This is a genomic window from Proteus cibi, assembly GCF_003144405.1.
In the GTDB taxonomy this organism is placed as follows: Bacteria; Pseudomonadota; Gammaproteobacteria; order Enterobacterales; family Enterobacteriaceae; genus Proteus; species Proteus cibi.
Genome location: NZ_PENW01000018.1, coordinates 132,869 through 153,258 on the forward strand (window position 1 = coordinate 132,869; position 20,390 = coordinate 153,258).

15 protein-coding genes are annotated in these 20,390 nt (G+C 36.8%); 8 read left to right on the forward strand and 7 right to left on the reverse strand.

All coding sequences use genetic code 11. The annotated features are described in order from the left end of the window. Window positions 1-8 precede the first annotated feature (8 nt). The 3 genes from aceE to ampD form a co-directional block, all read right to left on the reverse strand. Window positions 9-2,675: a pyruvate dehydrogenase (acetyl-transferring), homodimeric type gene (aceE, locus tag DK865_RS10695; RefSeq protein ID WP_023581516.1), complete on the reverse strand. Its 2,667-nt coding sequence runs from the start codon at window positions 2,673-2,675 to the stop codon at window positions 9-11. A 163-nt stretch (window positions 2,676-2,838) separates the two neighbouring features. Continuing rightward, window positions 2,839-3,609: a pyruvate dehydrogenase complex transcriptional repressor PdhR gene (gene pdhR / locus DK865_RS10700; protein ID WP_036913400.1), complete on the reverse strand. Its 771-nt coding sequence runs from the start codon at window positions 3,607-3,609 to the stop codon at window positions 2,839-2,841. A gap of 325 nt (window positions 3,610-3,934) precedes the next feature. Further along, the gene (gene ampD / locus DK865_RS10705) at window positions 3,935-4,477 is read right to left on the reverse strand and encodes a 1,6-anhydro-N-acetylmuramyl-L-alanine amidase AmpD (protein WP_036912443.1); all 543 of its coding nucleotides are present in this window, start codon (window positions 4,475-4,477) and stop codon (window positions 3,935-3,937) included. Window positions 4,478-4,688: 211 nt separating this feature from the next. On the opposite strand from ampD, the gene ppdD reads away from it, so the two are divergent. The 6 genes from ppdD to yacG all read left to right on the forward strand — a co-directional run bounded on the left by ppdD (window position 4,689) and on the right by yacG (window position 9,400). Further along, window positions 4,689-5,132, forward strand: a complete 444-nt coding sequence (gene ppdD / locus DK865_RS10710; protein WP_023581514.1) for a prepilin peptidase-dependent pilin — start codon at window positions 4,689-4,691, stop codon at window positions 5,130-5,132. A 101-nt stretch (window positions 5,133-5,233) separates the two neighbouring features. After that, complete coding sequence (locus tag DK865_RS10715; RefSeq protein WP_109391903.1) at window positions 5,234-6,334, forward strand: ATPase, T2SS/T4P/T4SS family; 1,101 nt, start codon at window positions 5,234-5,236, stop codon at window positions 6,332-6,334. Next, window positions 6,331-7,530: a type II secretion system F family protein gene (locus DK865_RS10720; RefSeq protein WP_109391904.1), complete on the forward strand. Its 1,200-nt coding sequence runs from the start codon at window positions 6,331-6,333 to the stop codon at window positions 7,528-7,530. Before DK865_RS10715 ends, DK865_RS10720 begins: the two co-directional genes overlap by 4 nt. A 234-nt stretch (window positions 7,531-7,764) precedes the next feature. Next, window positions 7,765-8,388, forward strand: coding sequence for a dephospho-CoA kinase (gene coaE, locus DK865_RS10725; protein ID WP_109391905.1), 624 nt, complete (start codon window positions 7,765-7,767; stop codon window positions 8,386-8,388). Beyond that, on the forward strand, window positions 8,381-9,133 hold the full coding sequence (gene zapD / locus DK865_RS10730; RefSeq protein ID WP_109391906.1) for a cell division protein ZapD: 753 nt from the start codon (window positions 8,381-8,383) through the stop codon (window positions 9,131-9,133). The genes coaE and zapD overlap by 8 nt, the downstream gene beginning before the upstream one ends. Before the next feature lie 54 nt (window positions 9,134-9,187). After that, the gene (yacG, locus tag DK865_RS10735; RefSeq protein ID WP_023581509.1) at window positions 9,188-9,400 is read left to right on the forward strand and encodes a DNA gyrase inhibitor YacG; all 213 of its coding nucleotides are present in this window, start codon (window positions 9,188-9,190) and stop codon (window positions 9,398-9,400) included. An 87-nt stretch (window positions 9,401-9,487) separates the two neighbouring features. Here the strand turns inward: yacG and mutT are convergent, their stop codons facing one another. From mutT to tnaC, 4 genes are all read right to left on the reverse strand, one after another. Then, window positions 9,488-9,880, reverse strand: coding sequence for an 8-oxo-dGTP diphosphatase MutT (gene mutT / locus DK865_RS10740; protein ID WP_023581508.1), 393 nt, complete (start codon window positions 9,878-9,880; stop codon window positions 9,488-9,490). Between the two features lie 106 nt (window positions 9,881-9,986). Further along, on the reverse strand, window positions 9,987-11,237 hold the full coding sequence (locus tag DK865_RS10745; protein WP_023581507.1) for an aromatic amino acid transporter: 1,251 nt from the start codon (window positions 11,235-11,237) through the stop codon (window positions 9,987-9,989). Window positions 11,238-11,309: 72 nt separating this feature from the next. After that, the gene (locus tag DK865_RS10750) at window positions 11,310-12,713 is read right to left on the reverse strand and encodes a tryptophanase (protein WP_023581506.1); all 1,404 of its coding nucleotides are present in this window, start codon (window positions 12,711-12,713) and stop codon (window positions 11,310-11,312) included. A gap of 114 nt (window positions 12,714-12,827) precedes the next feature. Further along, window positions 12,828-12,932: a tryptophanase leader peptide gene (tnaC, locus tag DK865_RS19070; protein WP_071788547.1), complete on the reverse strand. Its 105-nt coding sequence runs from the start codon at window positions 12,930-12,932 to the stop codon at window positions 12,828-12,830. A gap of 829 nt (window positions 12,933-13,761) precedes the next feature. On the opposite strand from tnaC, the gene DK865_RS10760 reads away from it, so the two are divergent. Further along, entirely contained in the window at window positions 13,762-15,447 is a 1,686-nt protein-coding gene (locus DK865_RS10760; protein WP_023581505.1) for a ShlB/FhaC/HecB family hemolysin secretion/activation protein, read from the forward strand. 33 nt (window positions 15,448-15,480) lie between these two features. Beyond that, on the forward strand, window positions 15,481-20,214 hold the full coding sequence (hpmA, locus tag DK865_RS10765; protein ID WP_109391907.1) for a calcium-independent hemolysin HpmA: 4,734 nt from the start codon (window positions 15,481-15,483) through the stop codon (window positions 20,212-20,214). The last annotated feature ends 176 nt before the right edge of the window (window positions 20,215-20,390 follow it).

Consider the following 20,390-nt stretch of genomic DNA (forward strand, 5'->3'; position numbering starts at 1 on the left):
TTTACCTCTTACGCCAGACGTGGGTTTACTTTTTCAGGGTTGATGTTGTATTTTTTGATTGCTTCTTCAACAACCTTCACATCAATCTCACCACGTTTAGCTAATTCACCTAATGCAGCAACAATCACATAAGAAGTATCAACTTCGAAGTGGTGACGCAGGTTTTCACGGCTATCAGAACGACCGAAACCGTCAGTACCTAATACGCGGTAATCATCTGCTGGTACATAAGTACGAACTTGTTCAGCGAACAGTTTCATGTAGTCAGTAGACGCAACTGCTGGTGCATCATTCATAATTTGAGCGATGTAAGGTACACGTGGTGCTTCAGATGGATGTAGCATGTTCCAACGTTCACAATCTTGACCATCACGAGCCAATTCAGTGAATGAAGTGACGCTATAAACATCAGAACCAATACCGTATTCAGCAGACAGGATTTGTGCTGCTTCACGTACATGACGCAGAATAGAACCTGAACCCAGTAACTGTACTTTACCTTTCGCGCCTTCCAGTGATTCCAGTTTGTAGATACCTTTACGGATACCTTCTTCAACACCGGCTGGCATTGCTGGCATATGGTAGTTTTCGTTCAGTGTCGTGATGTAGTAATAAACGTTTTCTTGTTTATCACCATACATACGCTCTAAACCGTCTTGCATGATAACAGCAACTTCATAAGCGAATGCTGGATCATAAGAGATACAGTTAGGGATAGTCAGCGATTGAATATGACTATGACCATCTTCGTGCTGTAAACCTTCACCGTTAAGTGTTGTACGACCTGAAGTACCACCTACTAAGAAACCACGTGCTTGTTGGTCACCCGCAGCCCAACATAAGTCACCGATACGTTGGAAACCAAACATTGAGTAGTAGATATAGAATGGGATCATTGGCAGATTGTTAGTGCTGTAAGATGTTGCAGCCGCTAACCAAGATGCGCCAGCACCCAGTTCGTTGATACCTTCTTGCAGAATTTGACCTTTAACGTCTTCTTTATAGTAAGCAACTTGCTCACGGTCTTGAGGCGTATATTGTTGGCCATTCGGGCTGTAGATACCGATTTGACGGAACAGACCTTCCATACCAAATGTACGCGCTTCATCCGCAATAATTGGTACTAAACGATCTTTGATTGATTTGTTTTTCAACATTACGTTCAGTGCACGAACGAATGCGATAGTAGTAGAGATCTCTTTAGATTGCTCTTCCAGTAACTGGCTGAAGTCTTCCAGTGCAGGGATATCCAGTTTCTCTTCAAAACGAGGACGACGTGCTGGCAGGTAACCACCTAAATCCTGACGACGTGCGTGCAGGTATTTGTATTCTTCTGATTCTTTATCAAAAGTAATATAAGGCAGGTCTTTGATTTGCTCATCAGCAACTGGAATATTGAAACGATCACGGAAATGGTGAACGCCATCCATGTTCATTTTTTTAACTTGGTGAGCAATGTTTTTACCTTCTGCCGTTTCACCCATACCATAACCTTTAATGGTTTGAGCTAAAATAACAGTTGGTTTGTTTTGAGTGTCTTTTGCTTTTTGGAATGCAGCAAAAACTTTCTTCGGATCGTGACCACCACGGTTTAATGCCCAGATTTCATCATCAGTCATATCTTTAACTAATGCAGCAGTTTCTGGGTAACGATTGAAGAAGTGCTCGCGAACATAAGCGCCATCACGAGATTTAAATGTCTGGTAGTCACCATCCAGAGTTTCATTCATTAATTGAATGAGTTTACCAGAGGTGTCTTTACGCAGAAGCTCATCCCAACGATCGCCCCACATTACTTTGATAACGTTCCAGCCAGCACCTGCGAAGATACCTTCTAATTCGTTAACAATTTTGCCGTTACCTGTAACTGGGCCATCAAGACGTTGTAAGTTACAGTTAACAACGAAGCACAGGTTATCTAATTTTTCGCGAACTGCGATAGTGATAGCACCTTTAGATTCTGGCTCGTCCATCTCACCATCGCCTAAGAACGCATAAACGGTTTGTTTAGTCGTATCTTTTAAGCCACGGTGATTCAAATATTTCAGGAATTTAGCTTGGTAAATTGCAGATAGTGGTCCCAGACCCATAGAAACTGTAGGGAACTGCCAGAACTCAGGCATTAATTTAGGGTGTGGATAAGAAGATAAACCTTTACCACCAATTTCTTGACGGAAGTTGTTTAATTGCTCTTCAGTTAAACGACCTTCTAAGAATGCACGAGCGTAGATACCTGGGGAGATATGACCTTGGAAGTAAACCAAGTCACCACCATCAGTTTCATTTTGCGCACGGAAGAAATGGTTAAAGCACACTTCATATAAAGTTGCAGAAGATTGGAATGACGCCATGTGTCCGCCGAGTTCCAAATCTTTTTTGGATGCACGCAGAACCATCATTACTGCGTTCCAGCGAATAGCAGAACGAATACGACGCTCTAATTCCAGATTGCCAGGGTAAGCGGGTTCATCTTCAGCAGGAATGGTATTGATATAATCACTGTGTACAGCACCGCCTAAAGCGATATTAAGACCACCATTACGGGCTTGTTTTAATACCTGATCAATCAGGAACTGTGCACGCTCAACACCTTCTTCACGGATGACCGAGTCGATCGCTTGTAACCAGTCGCGAGTTTCGATCGGATCCACGTCATTTTTCAGCATATCTGACATGGTGTATTCCTTATCTGTTATCTGTTTTTAATGGTTATGGGAGCCTATCTTCCCGTTATACCCATCTGATATGACGGGAAGATAGGCCCTGCTGTTATTACCGCTTCCCCTGAAAATCACAGGGCGATAGGTAGTACAGATTCAGCGGTCAGGATCTGTGCTACTAAAATAAATCAGGGTGTTGTTGTAGCCGGCGCAAAGAGCGCTCACGGCGAGTATGTTCACGACTCATATCCAACAAAACATCTTCAATAAAGGCCAAATGGCGATGTGAGGCTTCACGCGCAGCTTCTGGCTCTCTATTAATAATAGCCTGATAAATCTGACTACGATGCTCACTTACTGCAGTTAACATCTCTTTACGAGTGTAAAGAAACTCAAAATTCTGGCGGATATTTTGCTCAAGCATTGGCACCATGCATCGCAATAGATGCAATAAAACCACATTATGAGCAGCTTCCGTGACAATTAATTGATATTGCAATACAGCTTCAGACTCAGCGGTTAAATCACCCTCTTCATGGGCTTTCAAAATGCAATCATGGCTAGCTTTGATACGATCAAGATCTTCATCAGTGCCACGTAATGCCGCGTAATATGCAGCAATACCTTCAAGTGCATGACGAGTTTCTAAAAGATCAAATTGAGATTCGGGATGTCCGCTAAGCAGTTGAGCTAAAGGATCACTAAAACTTTGCCAGAGATTATGCTGAACAAAAGTACCACCGCCTTGGCGACGGAGTAAAAAACCTTTAGCTTCTAATTTTTGGATTGCTTCACGCAATGAAGGACGAGATACATCAAATTGCTTCGCCAGCTCACGCTCAGGTAAGAGTTTTTCTCCCGGGCGCAGAGTACCTTCTAAAATTAGATGTTCAAGCTGTTGCTCAATAACATCAGAAAGCTTAGGTTGGCGGATTTTTGTATAAGCCATATTGCTGGAAGCCATTATTGGATAACTATTACCTTAGTGATTGAGTTGTCAATTGGTAATACCAATTTAATATAACGGATAATAAAGTAACAAAGTATTCACTAACTGTCCATACAGTTGTTGAGCGAAATCATAAAAACCTGCAAAATTTAACAAATTATTTTAAAAATTCATCAAAAGTGATAACTAGATCGCATTATCCAGAAACGTTAAAAATAAATTTTTTAACGTTTTTTAAACACATAAACAGTCAAACTGAAGCGTGACAGCAATATATTTTTGAATTTTATTTCAAAATAAATGAATTTAAATTCAATTAAAACAGTTATTTTGTTAACAAACTGCGGTAATAAGCCCAATCAAAGTGAGGTCCCGGATCAGTTTTTCTATTTGGGGCAACATCACTATGCCCAGTAATGTTTTCTTTAATCGCAGGATAAAGCGCAATAAGCGATTGAGTTATCTCCACTAATTGTTGATATTGCTGCTGGGTAAAATCGCACTCATCAGTACCTTCAAGCTCAATACCGATTGAGAAATCATTGCATTTTTCTCTGCCTTTATACAAAGAAACGCCAGCATGCCACGCTCTTTCAGTAAAAGGCACATATTGCACAATTTCACCATCACGACGAATAAGACAATGAGCCGATACTCTTAAATTAACAATCTCACTAAAAAAAGGATGATCTTGCTCTGATAATGTATTGGTAAAAAGCTGGTCAATATAAGGACCACCAAATTGCCCTGGAGGCAAACTGATATTATGAACAATTAATAAAGAAGGAAGCTCACCTTCAGGCCTCTTATCATGATTAGGTGAAGGAACCTGTCTAGCATCGATTAGCCAACCTTGTTTAATTTCCACATCAATCCTCTTTTATTTTGCTTTAGCTATTATCAATAACTTTATTAACTCATACTCATCAATAAATGCGAACTTTCCCTCAATAATAAAGGTTAAATATGTATCTCTCCTTTTTCTTTTCGATATTTTACTCAAACTTTATTTTATCTATTCGCCAATAAAGTCCTTTTTTTTCATACTTCTAGTGTCTATTACTCAAGGAGGACGCTAGATGAATGTACTTAATTATCACTCTAATGAAAATGGTTTTACCCTGATGGAGCTTATGATTGTGATTGCTATCATCTCAATTTTAAGTTCTGTTGCTATTCCTGCCTATCAAGGCTATATCCAAAAAGCCGCATTAACCGATGTATTACAAACACTGTCCCCCTATCGTTCTGCAATAGAATTATGTCGTTATGAAAACGAGCCTCAACACTGTAATTCTGATTCCACCTTTATGCCGCAACAATTTCGTAGTCGATATTTGTCCGATATTAATGTGTTAAACGGCGTAATTAGTGCAACCGGAAAATCACAGCTTGATGGTTTGACGATCACAATGTCTTCAGAGAAAGGAATTAACGATCTTCTTCCTATATGGAAAACACAATGTTCAGCAACAAATATTACATTGCAAAAACAGTGCAGTGAGATTTTAAAATCATATTAATACGTTAGATATAAAGGAGCACTTATATTGAGTGTTCCTATTACACACTTTAAACATTGAAGACAACGTAGGTAAATCAACAAAAGATAAAGAGGTGAAGAATGGATATCACACACTCTGCAACAGAATTTATTGAATCTCTATTACGTGAAAGTATTTTAAAACGTGTCTCTGATTTGCATATAGAGCCTCAACAAACCTATGTAAGGATCCGTGCCAGAATAGATAACCATTTATATCTATTATCGCCCCCTCCAGATGAATTTTCTGAAGAAATAGTCACTCGATTAAAAGTACTTGCTAACTTAAATATTGCAGAAAAGCGGTTGCCCCAAGATGGACAATTTAGTTGGTCTTATCATGAAAAAAGCTATTCCATACGGATCGCGACACTACCCACGTTATATGGTGAAAAAGTTGTTTTACGACTCATCAATAATTTACAACAACCAGAATTAAATCATCTTGGCTTTCAACCTTCGCATTTAACACTATTAAAAAAATATTTAAATTTACCGCAAGGAATGATTTTAGTCACTGGACCAACGGGAAGCGGAAAAACGCTCACTTTATATAGTTGTTTATACTATTTGAATAAAGAGAACCTAAATATAAATAGTGTTGAAGATCCGGTTGAATTACCTCTAAAGGGTATTAATCAAATTCAAATTTCTGAAAAATCGGGGATCACATTCACAACAATATTACGGGCATTATTACGCCAAGATCCTGATATTATTATGGTAGGTGAAATACGCGACCAACCTACTGCTGAAATGGCAATAAAAGCAGCACAAACGGGGCACCTTGTACTATCAACCTTACATACTAATTCAGCGTCATCCACATTAATGCGTCTACATAATTTAGGAATTGAAAAAGATCTTATTCATTCCTGCGTTAGTTTAATTATTTCACAACGGTTAGTTCGCTGTTTATGTCCACACTGCAAAATATGCTTATACAATAAACAGCATATTAATATAAATAAAGAAATCGTCGAATTACCCAATTGGCAAGCTGTTGGTTGCCAGCAATGCTGTTCAGGCTATAACGGAAGAACCGCTATTTATGACTGCTTTGAGCCTTCAAAACAAACAGACTCATCCCTTTATCAGTTACTCTATTCTGGCTTTTCATTAATTAAACAAGGAATAACAACACTTGAGGAGGTTTATCAAACGCTAGGAGATATTGAATGAGATTACAGCTAATTTATCGCTATGATGCATTAACTTATCAAGGTGAATGGTGCACTGGAAAAATACTTGCGACCTCTAATAACGAAGCATTTATTAATTTAACTCAACAACAAAAAATTCCCATAAAAATCCATTTATATAAAATTGTTTTATTTCAAAGTACTGATAAACAATATCGAATTCAACTATTCGAACAATTAGCTTTATTACTTCATTCTGGTTTAGCCCTTCTTCCTGCATTAACACTATTAAAAAATGAATGTCGTTACTTACATTGGCAATGTGTATTAGAAGATATTATTTTTAACTTAATGCAAGGTGGTTCGCTTTCTAAACAATTAAATCGCTATCCACTTTATTTTCCAAACTCACTAAGTCGTTTTGTTTTTATTGGTGAAGAAAGTGGAAAATTAGATGAAGTAATTACACTACAAATAATGCAGTTAAAAAAACACCAAGAAATTGTCAAAAAAGTCAAAAAGGCGTTTAAATATCCCCTTTTTTTACTGACTGTATTAGTTTTTATTACCAGTATTATGTTGCTCTATGTTTTACCTGAATATCAATCCTTATACAGCGCCTTTAATACAGAACTTCCTATTTTAACACTAGCTCTTATTTCTTTTTCACAATGCCTTACTGATTATATCAGCATGATAGCATTTATCTTTATCGGATTAATATTTGTTTATCGTTTAATTCGTTACTCTTTATCCCCTGTTTATTTCGCTGAACAAACTCTATTTCTTCATATTCCCTATTTAGGCAAACTTTTAAAGTATCAGCAATTACATCTTATTTTTCAGATAATCAGTATTACACAACAGGCAGGATTACCTTTATTACAAGGCTTAAAAATAGGAACAGAACAACTTACACACCCTATTTATAAACGAATCCTTTCTCAAATGAGTGATCACATTATGCAAGGTAAATCGTTAAGCTTATTTATGAAAAATGAGCCTCTTTTTACACCTATTTGTTATCAGTTTATTCTTTGTGCAGAAAATTCAGGGCAGTTGCTCTATTTTTGCCAGCAATTAAGTGATTGGTTTTATCATCAACTCGATGAACAATTAAATACCATTAGTGCTTGGTTAGAGCCAATGCTGATGACGGTCATCGCATTGATTATTGGCACATTAATCATTGCTATGTATCTTCCTATATTACAGTTAGGTGATACTATACAGTGAATCACAATTTTTATGAGTAACATGCTGTTATCATTTATTGCACTAACATATTGATTGATGGTAATTCTATTACATTTTATGAGGTAGGATGTCAGGGTAGCAGAAAATCATCTATCATAATAACCGAATAAAACCCAAATATTGCGGTTATTATCTTGTGATAAAAACAAAATTAGGCTTTAGAATACCTAGACTAATAGTAAATTTTAATTCATTAAAAACAGATAAACACAAATGGCTTATACGGTTGCTCTTACAGGTGGAATAGGCAGTGGTAAAACTACTGTTGCAAATGCTTTTGCCTCATTAGGTGTACCTCTTGTTGATGCTGACATTATTGCTCGATTAGTGGTAGAGCCTCATTCCTATGGACTAAATGCATTGCATCAGCATTTTGGTGACTGCATTTTGCTACCCAATGGCTCATTAAACCGAGCACAGTTACGCCAAATTATTTTTGAAAATAATGAAGAAAAAATTTGGGTTAACAATCTTCTTCACCCATTGATACAGCAAGAGACTCAAAAACAGATACAACAAATTAAAGCACCCTATTTTATTTGGGTTGTTCCATTATTAATTGAAAATAAATTAACGCATCTCGCCTCTCGTGTTCTTGTTGTGGATGTTACACAAGAAGAACAAATAGAAAGAACAATGAAACGAGATGGTGTAAGTCGAGAGCATGTTCTCAATATTTTAAAAGCTCAAGCTCAAAGACAGGAACGATTAGCCGTCGCTGATGATATTATTGAAAATCACGATAATAGCCAAAATATGATTGAAAAAGTTAAGCAACTCCATCAGCATTACTTAGAATTAGCTCAACAAGCGTTACAGGACAATTGCCATGAGTGATGACATCACAACAATCATCTTCGAACATCCCCTCAATGAAAAAATGCGTTCATGGCTTAGAATTGAAAACTCATTGATTCAAATTAACAGTTTTAGTGCAATTGATTCATTACCCACGGCTCTCTCGTTTTTCCGTGCGATATCAGAATTTATTGAAGTCCTTGATCGTGGCGAAATCCGCGCTGAATTACTTAAAGAATTAGAAAAAAGACAAAAAAAATTACAACAATGGCTGTCATTTCCTAATGTTGATAAAGCAATTGTCACTCAAATTATTGATGAATTAGCTGAAAATGCAGCTGCATTAAGTAAAGCGCCTCGCATTGGTCAACATTTAAAACAAGATAAAGTCATTAGTTTAGTTAAACAGCGCCTAAGTATTCCAGGTGGATGCTGTAACTTTGATGTGCCAGCATTACATTTATGGTTAAGTTTACCTCAAGCAACTCGTGATGAAAGATTACAAAGCTGGCTGACGGGTTTATTACCATTACAAAATGCATTAAATAGTTTACTCATGCTTATTCGCCAATCAGATACATTTAAGCCTGCACTTAGTCACCGTGGTTTTTATCAAGACAGCGCTGAAGATGGTGAATTGCTACGTCTTAAGATAGCCATTGATCACCAAATCTATCCTCAAGTTTCTGGGCATAAAAATCGCTATGCGATCCGCTTTTTACCGCTTGATAGTGAAAATGGAACAGTACCTCTAGAACTACCTTTTGAGATTGCTTGTTGCTAACATTATGTTTATTGATATGAGCATAAATCGCACCAATAAAATCTAGGAGAGATAATGAGCGAAGAATTAGTTGTAAAATGTCCAACCTGTCAAACAAAAGTTGTTTGGAATGAAAGTAGCCCTTATCGCCCTTTTTGTAGTAAGCGTTGCCAACTTATTGATTTAGGTGAATGGGCAGATGAATCAAAGCGTATTCCAAGCCAAAGCGATATTAATGACAGCGATGATTGGAGTGAAGCGCCACAACAAGAACCTAAAGACTTTTAATTTTCCAATTCTGAACATAAAAAATAGCCACCTTATCGAGTGGCTATTTTATTTATAAATGTTTATTTAGCACTATTCTACTGTTGCTTACTTTTGTAATAACGCCACAATAGTGCGGTTCGCAGGCGGAAAATCATCAGCATTTAACGATCCAATAGATGTCCACTTGAATTCTTGCCCCTCTTTGCCATAGGGCTCATTATCCCATTGAGTCACTAAGAAAAAGGATAAAGTAATGTGTCTATCTGGAAAATCATGCTCGACCGTTTCAAAAAGTGAGCATTGCGTTACATCAATACCGATTTCTTCTTGTAATTCACGTACTAGCGCCTGCTCTGGGGTCTCTTTATCTTCTAATTTCCCCCCTGGAAATTCCCAAAACCCCCCCATATGCGACTTTAGAGGACGTTGGGTGATAAAGACATTATCATGTTGATCACAAATAATACCGGCAGCAATATGTAGCTTTTTTTTATCCATTATAGACAACCTATTGAATAGTCACGTCATTATAACAACTTAACGTTATTATAACGTATATCCAACGGTGCTACTCTGGTTTTCTTTCCCTGACTATCTCGATTAATTAGCGGTAAATAGGCAAGAAACCTAACTGCGCTAATGTTTGGCAAATAATCCCAACCGCACCAAAAGCGATAACCGCATAAATTAACCCTTTACCTCCCCACACTTTGAAGCCAGAATTTGGAAATTTTTCTCGTGCTTTCAATGCCATTACCGCAGGACAAATAATTGCCCATACACATGCTGCGGTTCCTGCGTAAGCGATCGCAATTAAGAAACCATTAGGGAAAAGTAAACATAATAGTAAAGGCGGGGTGAAACATAAAACACCCGATTTTAAGCGTCCTGTTTTGTTATCTTCAAATTTTAGTGATGCTAAAATATAGTCGAATAGACCAATTGCTACCCCTAAAAATGAACAGAATACGGCACTAATAGAAAACCATAATAAAAAGCTTTCTATATATTTACTATTTAATACAGTGTATAAAGAATCAATAAAGGCATCTAAGTTACCGCCCTTTTGAATAATGGTAATAAATTGCTCACGAGGTAAATTCCCCATGGTGCCAATCATCCAAAGTAAATAAATCACCAGTGCTAACACACAACCAATAATGCAGCTTTTTACAACCTTTCTTTCATTTTCATGATAAAGCTTATAAAGGCTACAAACATTACCATGATAACCAAAAGAAGTTATCGCATAAGGAATGATGATAAAAATAAAAGGATAAAGATATAATTGGCTTTTACCTTCAAAGGTTGCAGTAAATAATAAATCACCTCTCGCTTTAAAGAATAATCCAGAGAATGCTAATACAAATAGAATAATCTTAATAAATAAAAATATTGAGGTTAAACGGCTAGCACAAGCGCCTCCCCACCATATTGTTGCTCCAAGAGCTATGGTAAATACAAAAAATATCACTCTAAGATTTAGATTAAATCCATATAATGATGAAGCTTCATAAATAATCGAACCCGCAGCAGAAATATAAGCATAAATTAATATATACAATACAAATATCAAGGAGGCATTCGCGAGATAACATGCCCACTTAGGCAATAACTCTTTCGATATATGAAAGTAATTTGTTCCCGCACCATATTTCGATATACATTCAAGAATATAAATTCCAGAATGAAACATAAAGAAGCAAACAATAAATAATATAAATAGTGAGTTAATAAACCAAGCACCAGACATTATTGTTGGTAGGCTAAACATTCCCGCACCGATCATTGCGCCGCCCAACACAAATCCCCCTACAATAATTGAGGGTTCTTTATTTACTGACTTATTTTCCATTTTTTAGTCCTTACTGAAATAAGGATAGGGCTCTCGCATTGCACGAGAGCCATTATTATTGTGGAGTCTTATTTATTTGATAGGTTTTAATCTAGCAGTAAAGTGTCTTAATACAGGTGGTTCATATTCGAACTCAAGACCTTTAAGCGTTTTAAACTTATCTTTTAAGCCAATAAGTGCGTCAGCAATATAATCCATATGGTCGTTGGTATAGACACGACGCGCAATAGTTAAACGCATAAATTCCATATCTGCGTGTTTTTGTTCACCCGTGGCAGGATCACGACCTAATAAAAACGAACCGATTTCAACAGCACGAACACCAGACTCTAAGTAAAGTGCATTAATTACAGCCTGAGCTGGGAATTGATCACCTGGGATATGCGGTACTAGTTTTTTACAGTCAACGAAAACAGCATGCCCACCTGTAGGATATTGAATTGGAATACCTGCTTCGCGTAGGCGATCCCCCAGATATTGAACCTGACCAATACGATAGTGTAGATACTCCTCTTCAGTACCTTCTTCTAAACCTTGAACCATTGCGGCCATATCACGACCCGCTAAACCACCATAGGTAACAAAGCCTTCCATTGGTACACAGCGTTGTCTTGCGAGTGTGAAGACTTCTTCATTATCACGAATAGAGACTAAACCACCGATATTCAACAATGGATCTTTCTTCGCTGACATTGTTAATGCGTCAGCATATTTATACATATCTAAAATAATTTCTTTTATGGTCGCATTTTTATATTTAGGATCACGCTGTTTAATGAAATACGCATTTTCACAATAACGTGCAGAGTCCATAACAACAAAAATACCGTGTTGTTTTGCGATTTCGTAAACTTCTCTTAAATTATCCATTGAAACAGGCTGACCACCAGCACTATTACAGGTCACTGTTGAAACAATAGCAACAACGTTATCAGCACCATGTTTAGCAATATTTTCTTTTAATTTAGCAATATCAAAATTGCCTTTCCAATCATCATAGGTTTCTGAATCAAACGCTTTTTCAGTCACAATATTAATGGCTTTACAGCCATTTAATTCAACGTGTGCTGCTGTTGTGTCAAAATGGAAGTTAGAAATAAATACAGGATTTTTCGCTTTTCCATCTTTTTGTTTATATTTTAATAATACTGGGAAAAGAATATTTTCAGCACCACGCCCTTGGTGAGCTGGAATAATATAATCGTAGTTAAATAACTCTTTGGCTTTATCTTTTAAATCATAATAGTTTCTTGAACCTGCATAAGCTTCATCACCTGTTATCATTGCTGCCCACTGGTGATCACTCATTGCGTTAGTACCAGAGTCTGTTAATAAATCAATATAAACAGCATGACTTGGTAATAAGAATGGGTTATATCCTGCTTCTTTTAATGCAGCTTCACGTTCTTCTCTTGAAGGAACACGGATTTTTTCTACCATTTTAATGCGGAATGGTTCTACGATTCTTTTAGCCATGATAATACCTTTAATATAAATTAAATAATAAAATTAAAATAAATAAAATCGTCTTCCCATTTAAATAAAATGGAAAAAGAGGACTAGATTATTTGGGATGGATATAAAAAAGGATTATTTTTCAGGAAAGAAGAAGGCGAGTTCAGAATCAATATTAAACCATTTCTTCAATCTGAAGAAACCTCTTAATATTATCAAAACATTAAATGATGAGAACATACTTTAACCCTTATAGTCAGGAAATAGTACAATTTACACGCTAAGTTATATAACAGTTAAACGCGATTAGTAATATAACAATAGTATATTTTGGATGAAAATCACACTATTTATAATAAATGATATATTAACGTGATCACCATCACTTACCTCAATCTTTAATAAATTCTTTTTTATAACTTAAATTTTTATTGATAAAACCAAGTGGTAATACATGTATTTATATTACATTTTCACAGAATGAAAGTGGTATTTAAACAACCATCCTTTTTATCATGATTAATATTTTAACAATAAAATCCTAATCTTTTTACTTTTCTTGCATTCATTTTATTCATTAAGATTAAATAATAATTCATGAAATATTTATTCCAAAACAAAACATTAATAAACTTATAAATAACAAATGAAAAGATAATTAGCGTTTAACTTTTTTATATTTTCGAATCTCCTCTCATTATTTACCGTCACCTTATAAAAAATAAAAAAACCTCAATCAACATAGCTGAATTGATGATAGTTTAAGCAAGAAGAAAAATAACAAAGAAGATTATAACTATGAAAATCAATACACTAGACACCATTTAAATAAATCATTTGTTTAAGTAATGCTACCACGGATAGTAATCATTTTAGTTATGTCGATATTTAATATCGAAACGGATAAAAATTTATCTTTATTTCATCTATTTTTAATTTCTTTTCATATTGAGAGTGCCCGGTATTTATTATTATAAAATTAACGATAATATAAAAACATTAATTATTATCTTTCTATATTTAAGCAAAATTATTTATATTTGAATTAATACCTTTATATTGAGGTAAAATGAGAAAAAAAGTTATTTTATTAACACTATTAAGTGGCTTTTCAACCAGTGGATTAACAGCAAATGACGCCAGTTATTTAGGCTCGATGGGAGAATCGCGGCGCGCATTACAAGATAGCCAACGTGAAATCAATCAACTTATTGAACAAAATCGCTATCAACAACTTCAAGAAAATGCATTAGAGGTTTCACCTACCCCCACACTTATTACTGAGTCAGAACATTGTTTGCCTATTAATGGAGTTTATGTTCAAGGAATTACTTTACTTAATGAAAAAGATCTTGATTCCTTAACACCATTGCCAGAGCAATGTATAAAAAGTGCTGACGTTAACCTTTTGGTCAAAGAATTAACTCAACACTATCTTCGACATGGTTATATCACTGCCAGAGTTCAATTTTTACGTCCGAATCAAGAGCAACAACTTGGGTTGTATGTTATTGAAGGTTTTGTTGAAAAAATAGAAGGCGGTGATCGAGGCGTTAACACCGTTTTACTTTTCCCTCATGTTGAAGGAGAGCCTCTTAAACTTTCAAAATTGGATCAAGGGCTAGATCAAGCAAACCGCTTACAATCGAATAAAGTGAAACTAGACATATTGCCTGGTACGCAATTAGGTGGCTCCATTATTCAGCTCACCAATCAACGACAAGCACCGTGGCATCTGAATATTTCAAGTGATAATTATGGGCAAAAAAACTCAGGACGCTGGTTAGTTCGAACAAATGCAAGCTTAGACAGCCCATTAGGGTTATCTGATTTTGTTAGCTTAAATGCCAGCATTACCACAGATAATCCCAATACACGTTTTAATCGTGCTTACACCCTACTCTATTCTTTACCTTATGGTGCATTGACATTCAGCACTTTTGGTAGCTATTCAGAGTATGAATTTCATCAAGCATTACAAACACGTACAGTACGTTTATCCGGTGATACCACACAAGTTGGTTTAAGAGGAGATTACGCTTTTTATCGTAGTCAAAAACAGATTGATACCTTAAATATGCAGATAACGCATAAACGGATACGTAACTATTTCAGCCAAATCCGCCTTGACCTAAGTAGCCCGGCACTTACAACGGTAGAGCTAGGCATCAACCATTTACACATTATTCCAAGTGGTGTCATCAGCGTTAATTTAAGTGCTGAGAAAGCCATTGGTTGGTTTGGTGCAGATGAATCACCTCGTGTTGCTAATGGCAATGGTAATGACTATCGCTTTACAAAAGTTAAGCTTTTTGCCAATTGGCAACATCGTTTTGCTATCTCGAATTCTACATTTTTATTCAATAGCGCCTTCTTTGGTCAATATAGCCCCGACACTTTACCGGGTGTGGAATGGCTGAGTTTAACGGATAAAAACGCGATCCGTGGCTTTGATCAGAGCACGCTTTCTGGCGATAACGGTGGCTATTTGCGCAATACGCTTTCTTATCCTTATCAGATAAACACATTTTCAATCACCCCTCGAATTGGCCTTGATGCTGGCCGTGTTCAACAACATGGTAACTATGAAGGATGGCGTAGTGGCTATGGGCTAAGTTCAGGCTTAAACCTCCAATATCAAAAAGCACAGTTCGATATTGAAGTCGCCAAGGGGCATTTACTTTATAACCAAACGAATTCCAATAAAACCAAAGACCCTACTCAAGTGTTAGTTAGATTTTCATATTTATTTTGATTCACACTCATAGCAATAAACGGAGAAAACTCTATGAAATCAAAAAACTTCAAGCTCTCTCCTTCGGGTAGGCTTGCTGCATCTTTAGCGATTATTTTTGTATCACTAAATGCATATGCTGGCGGTATTGTTCCTGATGCGGGCAACCAAGGACCGAATGTTTCATCAGTTAATGGTGGCACTCAAGTCATTAATATCGTTACGCCTAACAATGAAGGTATCTCTCATAACCAATATCAAGATTTTAATGTAGGTAAACCAGGCGCTGTTTTTAACAACGCTTTAGAGGCAGGACAATCACAACTTGCTGGACAGCTAAACGCTAACAGTAACTTAAATGGACAAGCCGCTTCTTTAATTTTAAATGAAGTTGTCAGTCGTAACCCTTCATTCTTACTCGGTCAGCAAGAAGTTTTTGGTATCGCCGCAGAATATGTACTTTCTAACCCAAATGGTATTACCTGTGATGGGTGCGGGTTTATCAATACTAGCCGCTCTTCTTTGGTTGTAGGTAATCCACTGTTTGAAAATGGTGAATTAAAAGGTTATAGCACACTTAATAATACGAATTTACTTTCTATCGGTAAAAACGGATTACATGCACCTGGTCTTTTAGATTTAATTGCACCTCGCATTGATAGTAGAGGTAAAATAACAGCAGCAGAGATTTCTGCATTAACAGGTCAAAATACATTCTCTCAACGCTTTGATATTCTTTCATCACAAAAACCTGCTTCAGCCTTAGATAGTTATTTCTTTGGAAGTATGCAATCAGGTCGTATTCGCATCATTAATACCGCAGAAGGGAGTGGTGTTAAATTAACAGGTAAATTTGTTGCTGATAACGAATTAAGTGTCAGAGCGGACAATATTCAAACAGATAGCCAAGTTCGTTATGACAATTACGACAAAGACGGTAGTGAGAACTATCAAAATTACCGTGGTGGTATTGCTGTTAATAACAGTGGCTCAAGCCAAACTCTGACAAAAACAGAGTTAAAAGGTAAGAACATCACTTTAGTCGCTGATAATAAAAACCAAATCAAAGCCTCTGATTTAATGGGTGATGATATTTTATTACAAGGCGCTAATTTAACTGTCGATGGCAAACAGTTACAACAAAAAGACACAGATACAGACAATCGCTGGTTCTATTCTTGGCAATATGATGTGACCAAAGAAAAAGAGCTAGTACAGCAAGTTGGTAGCCATATTGATGCCAAAAACAGTGCAACATTAACAGCAACTAAAGGTGATGTCACACTTGAAGGGGCTAAAGTTAATGCGGGTAACACACTGGCAATTAATGCCAATAACGATATCAATATCAACGGATTAGTTGAGAAAGAAAATCGCAGTGAAAACGGCTATAAACGAAACCATACTTCTCGTTTAGAGACAGGTAGCTGGAGCAATAGCCATCAAACAGAAACCTTAAAAGCGAGTGAACTGACCGCAGGTAAAACGCTGGGCTTAAATGCGGAAGGCTCTGTTACCGCTCAAGGTGCAAAATTACATTCTAATGAGAATATTGTTGTTAACGCTAAAGAAAACATCAATCTTAATGTTCAAAATACCAACAATGATAAAACAGTAACCGACAATCATGTTGTTTGGGGTGGTATCGGCGGTGGTAATAATAAGAACAATAACAACAAACAAGAAGTCAGCCATTCAACACAATTAACGGCTGATGGACAACTGTTACTTGCGGCAGATAACAGTGTCAAAGTCACCGGTAGTCAAGTAAAAGGCAATCAAGGCGCCTTTGTAAAAACGACTCAAGGTGATGTTGTTATTGATAATGCGATTAGCGAAACCATTACTAAAACAGATGAACGTACAGGCACTGCATTTAATATCACTAAAAACTCCCACAAGAATGAAACTAACCAGCAGCATTCAACCGGCAGTGAATTAGTTTCGGATGCAGAGTTAACTGTGGTCAGTGGCAAAGATGTTAATGTAATTGGTAGCTTAATTAAAAGTGCCGATGAGTTAGGTATTGAGTCTTTAGGTGATATCAACGTTAAATCCGCACAACAAACCACGAGAATTAATGATGAAAAAACATCATTAGAGATCACGGGTCATGCTAAAGAAGTTGAAGACAAGCAATATAGTGCAGGTTTTCATATCACGCATACATCCAATAAAAACAATAGCACTGAAACTGAACAAGTAGGATCGACTATTAGTGGTGGCAACGTTAAAGTTCAAGCGGATAAAGATGTCACTTTTGCAGGTTCTGATTTAAAAACAACCGCAGGTAATGCCACAGTTTCTGGTGACAATGTTGCTTTTGTTTCAACAGAAAACAAAAAAGAAACGGACAGTACAGATAGAACCATTTCCGGTGGTTTTAGCTACACTGGTGGTGTTGATAAAATCGGTAGTAAAGCTGATTTCCAATATGACAAACAGCATACAACAACTGAGATCACCAAAAATAAAGGTAGCGAAACTCAAGTTGCAGGTGATTTAACCATTACTGCAAACAATGATGTGACGCATCAAGGTGCATCACACAAAGTTGACGGTGCATATAAGGAGCCAGGTGAAAATATCAATCACCTTGCTGCAAATGACAATGCAACATCTAAAACAGATACCTTAAATATCGGTGTCGATGTGGGTGTTAATCTTGATTACAGTGGTGTGACTCAACCAATTAAGAAAGTCGTTGAAAATGGTGTGGATGTTGCCAACCCTGACAGCAACAAAGGTATTGATAAAAAAGTTACCTTTAAAGATGCCATTAGCAATCTTGCTAACTTAAGTAACTTAGAAGCACCGAATGTCGGCGTTGAAGTCGGTATTAAAGGCGGAGGAAGCCAGAAATCACAAAGCGATAGCCAAGCGGTTTCGACATCCATTACTGCGGGTAAAATTAATACTGACAGTAATAAAACGTTACATGACCAAGGTACCGCATATCAATCTACCCAAGGTGATATTGCACTAACGGCTAACACTCATACCAGTGAAGCGGCACAAAATAAACACCAAGAGTCCTTCCACGAAACAACGGGGGGTGGTCAAGTTGGTGTAAGCACCAAAACAGGTAATGATATTACTGTTGCAATTAAAGGTGACGGTAAAACAACGGATACTAGTTTGACCACAACACATGCTAAAGGTAGCCAATTTGACTCAAAAGGTAACATCAACATTAATGTTCGTGAAGACGCACATTATGAAGGTGCTAAGTTTGACGCTCAAGATGGCAAAACGGTGATCAATGCTGGCGGTGATTTAACACTTGCACAAGCAACAGATACCCACTCTGAAAGTCAACATAACGTCAATGGTAGTGCAAACCTGAAAGTAGGTACAACACCAGACAGCAAAGATTACGGTGGCGGCTTTAACGCAGGTGGTGCTACTCATCAAAAAGATCAAACAACAGCGAAAGCAGGTTCAGTGAATGGCTCTCAAGGTATTGAGTTAAATTCAGGTCATAATCTGACTTTACAAGGTACTCATTTAACCAGTGAAAATGATGTTGCTCTGACAGCAACTAACAAAGTTGATTTCCAAGCAACAGAATCTCAACGTACTGAAACAGGTAAGAACTTATCTGGTGGATTACAAGCAGGCTTTGGTCAAAAAACAGGAGATAAATCATCTTCAGTTAATGGGTTAGGTGGCGCGGAATTTGCTATTGGTCAGCAAGATGAAAAAACAGTCTCTCGTGAAGGTGGAATAATTGCTAACCAAGGCAATTTAACCGTTAACGGTAGCTCTGTGAATCTTCAAGGGACTAAAGTTAATAGTAAAGATACGCAATTAACATCTCAATCTGGTGATACTACGCTGACATCAGCACAATCCACTGATTACAAAAATAATTGGGGTACTGATATCTCTTTAAATGGCAAACAAACTAATACGACACCAAAAGAAGTGACTGAAGAAAACCCAGCGACCTCTATTCATGATATTGGTGGCAAAGTTTTAGTCAATGTTGAAGATCAACAAAAATCCACACACCAAAATGCTTCAGTAGAAACTGGCTCATTAACAATAAATAGCGACAAAAACCTCGCTCTTTCTGGTGCAAATGTTTCTGCGGATAATGTAACAGGTAATGTGGGTGGTGACTTTACAGTGGCTAGCCAAAAAGACAGTGACCGTCATGTTACTGTTGATGTGAATGTCGGTTACAACCACAACAATGATCCTCAATCTAGCCAAGTTGATAAAACAGCCAAAGCAGGTGGATCACTACTAGAAGACACGATCAAAGAAACTATTGATTCAGGTATAAAATCTGCAACGGATGTTATCTCTGATAAATACAATTCTCTTTCTTCCACAATCGCAGATAAAACGGGTATCAGTGGCGAAACAAAAGCCAAAATTGATAAAGGCGTTAGTACTGTAGGTAATGGTATCAAAAATATCGTAACAGGTGCTGAAGGTCATACGGCAAATGCGGATATCAACGTGTCTCATATTGATAATGATGCGGTGACTCAAACCACCACCTTAACAAGCAAAAATGATATTTCATTAAATGTAAGTGGTACAACTAAACTTACAGGTGCTGAAATTAAAAGCGAACAAGGTCAGGTTGATTTAGGTGGTAGCAACGTTCAATTGAACAATATTGAAGGTCATCAATATGAAGCAGGTGCAGATCTTGATCTGAAATCATCTGCGATTGATCTAGTGAAACAACTTGCAGGTGGTGATTTATCATTAAAATCACCGGTTAAAGTCAATGAAACTGTGAATACAAAATCTTCTATTTCTGAAAAGTAATAGATAACAAATATAAAAGAGTAATGCCTATTCTTTTGTAAGCCAACCCCACTTATTGTCATGATAAGTGGGGTTTTTATAGATCAATTTCAAAATGAAAAACAGAATACGATCGGTAAATAACAAAAAAGACCCGCTTATCACTAAGCAGGTCTTTTTTTAATCAGTGCATTACA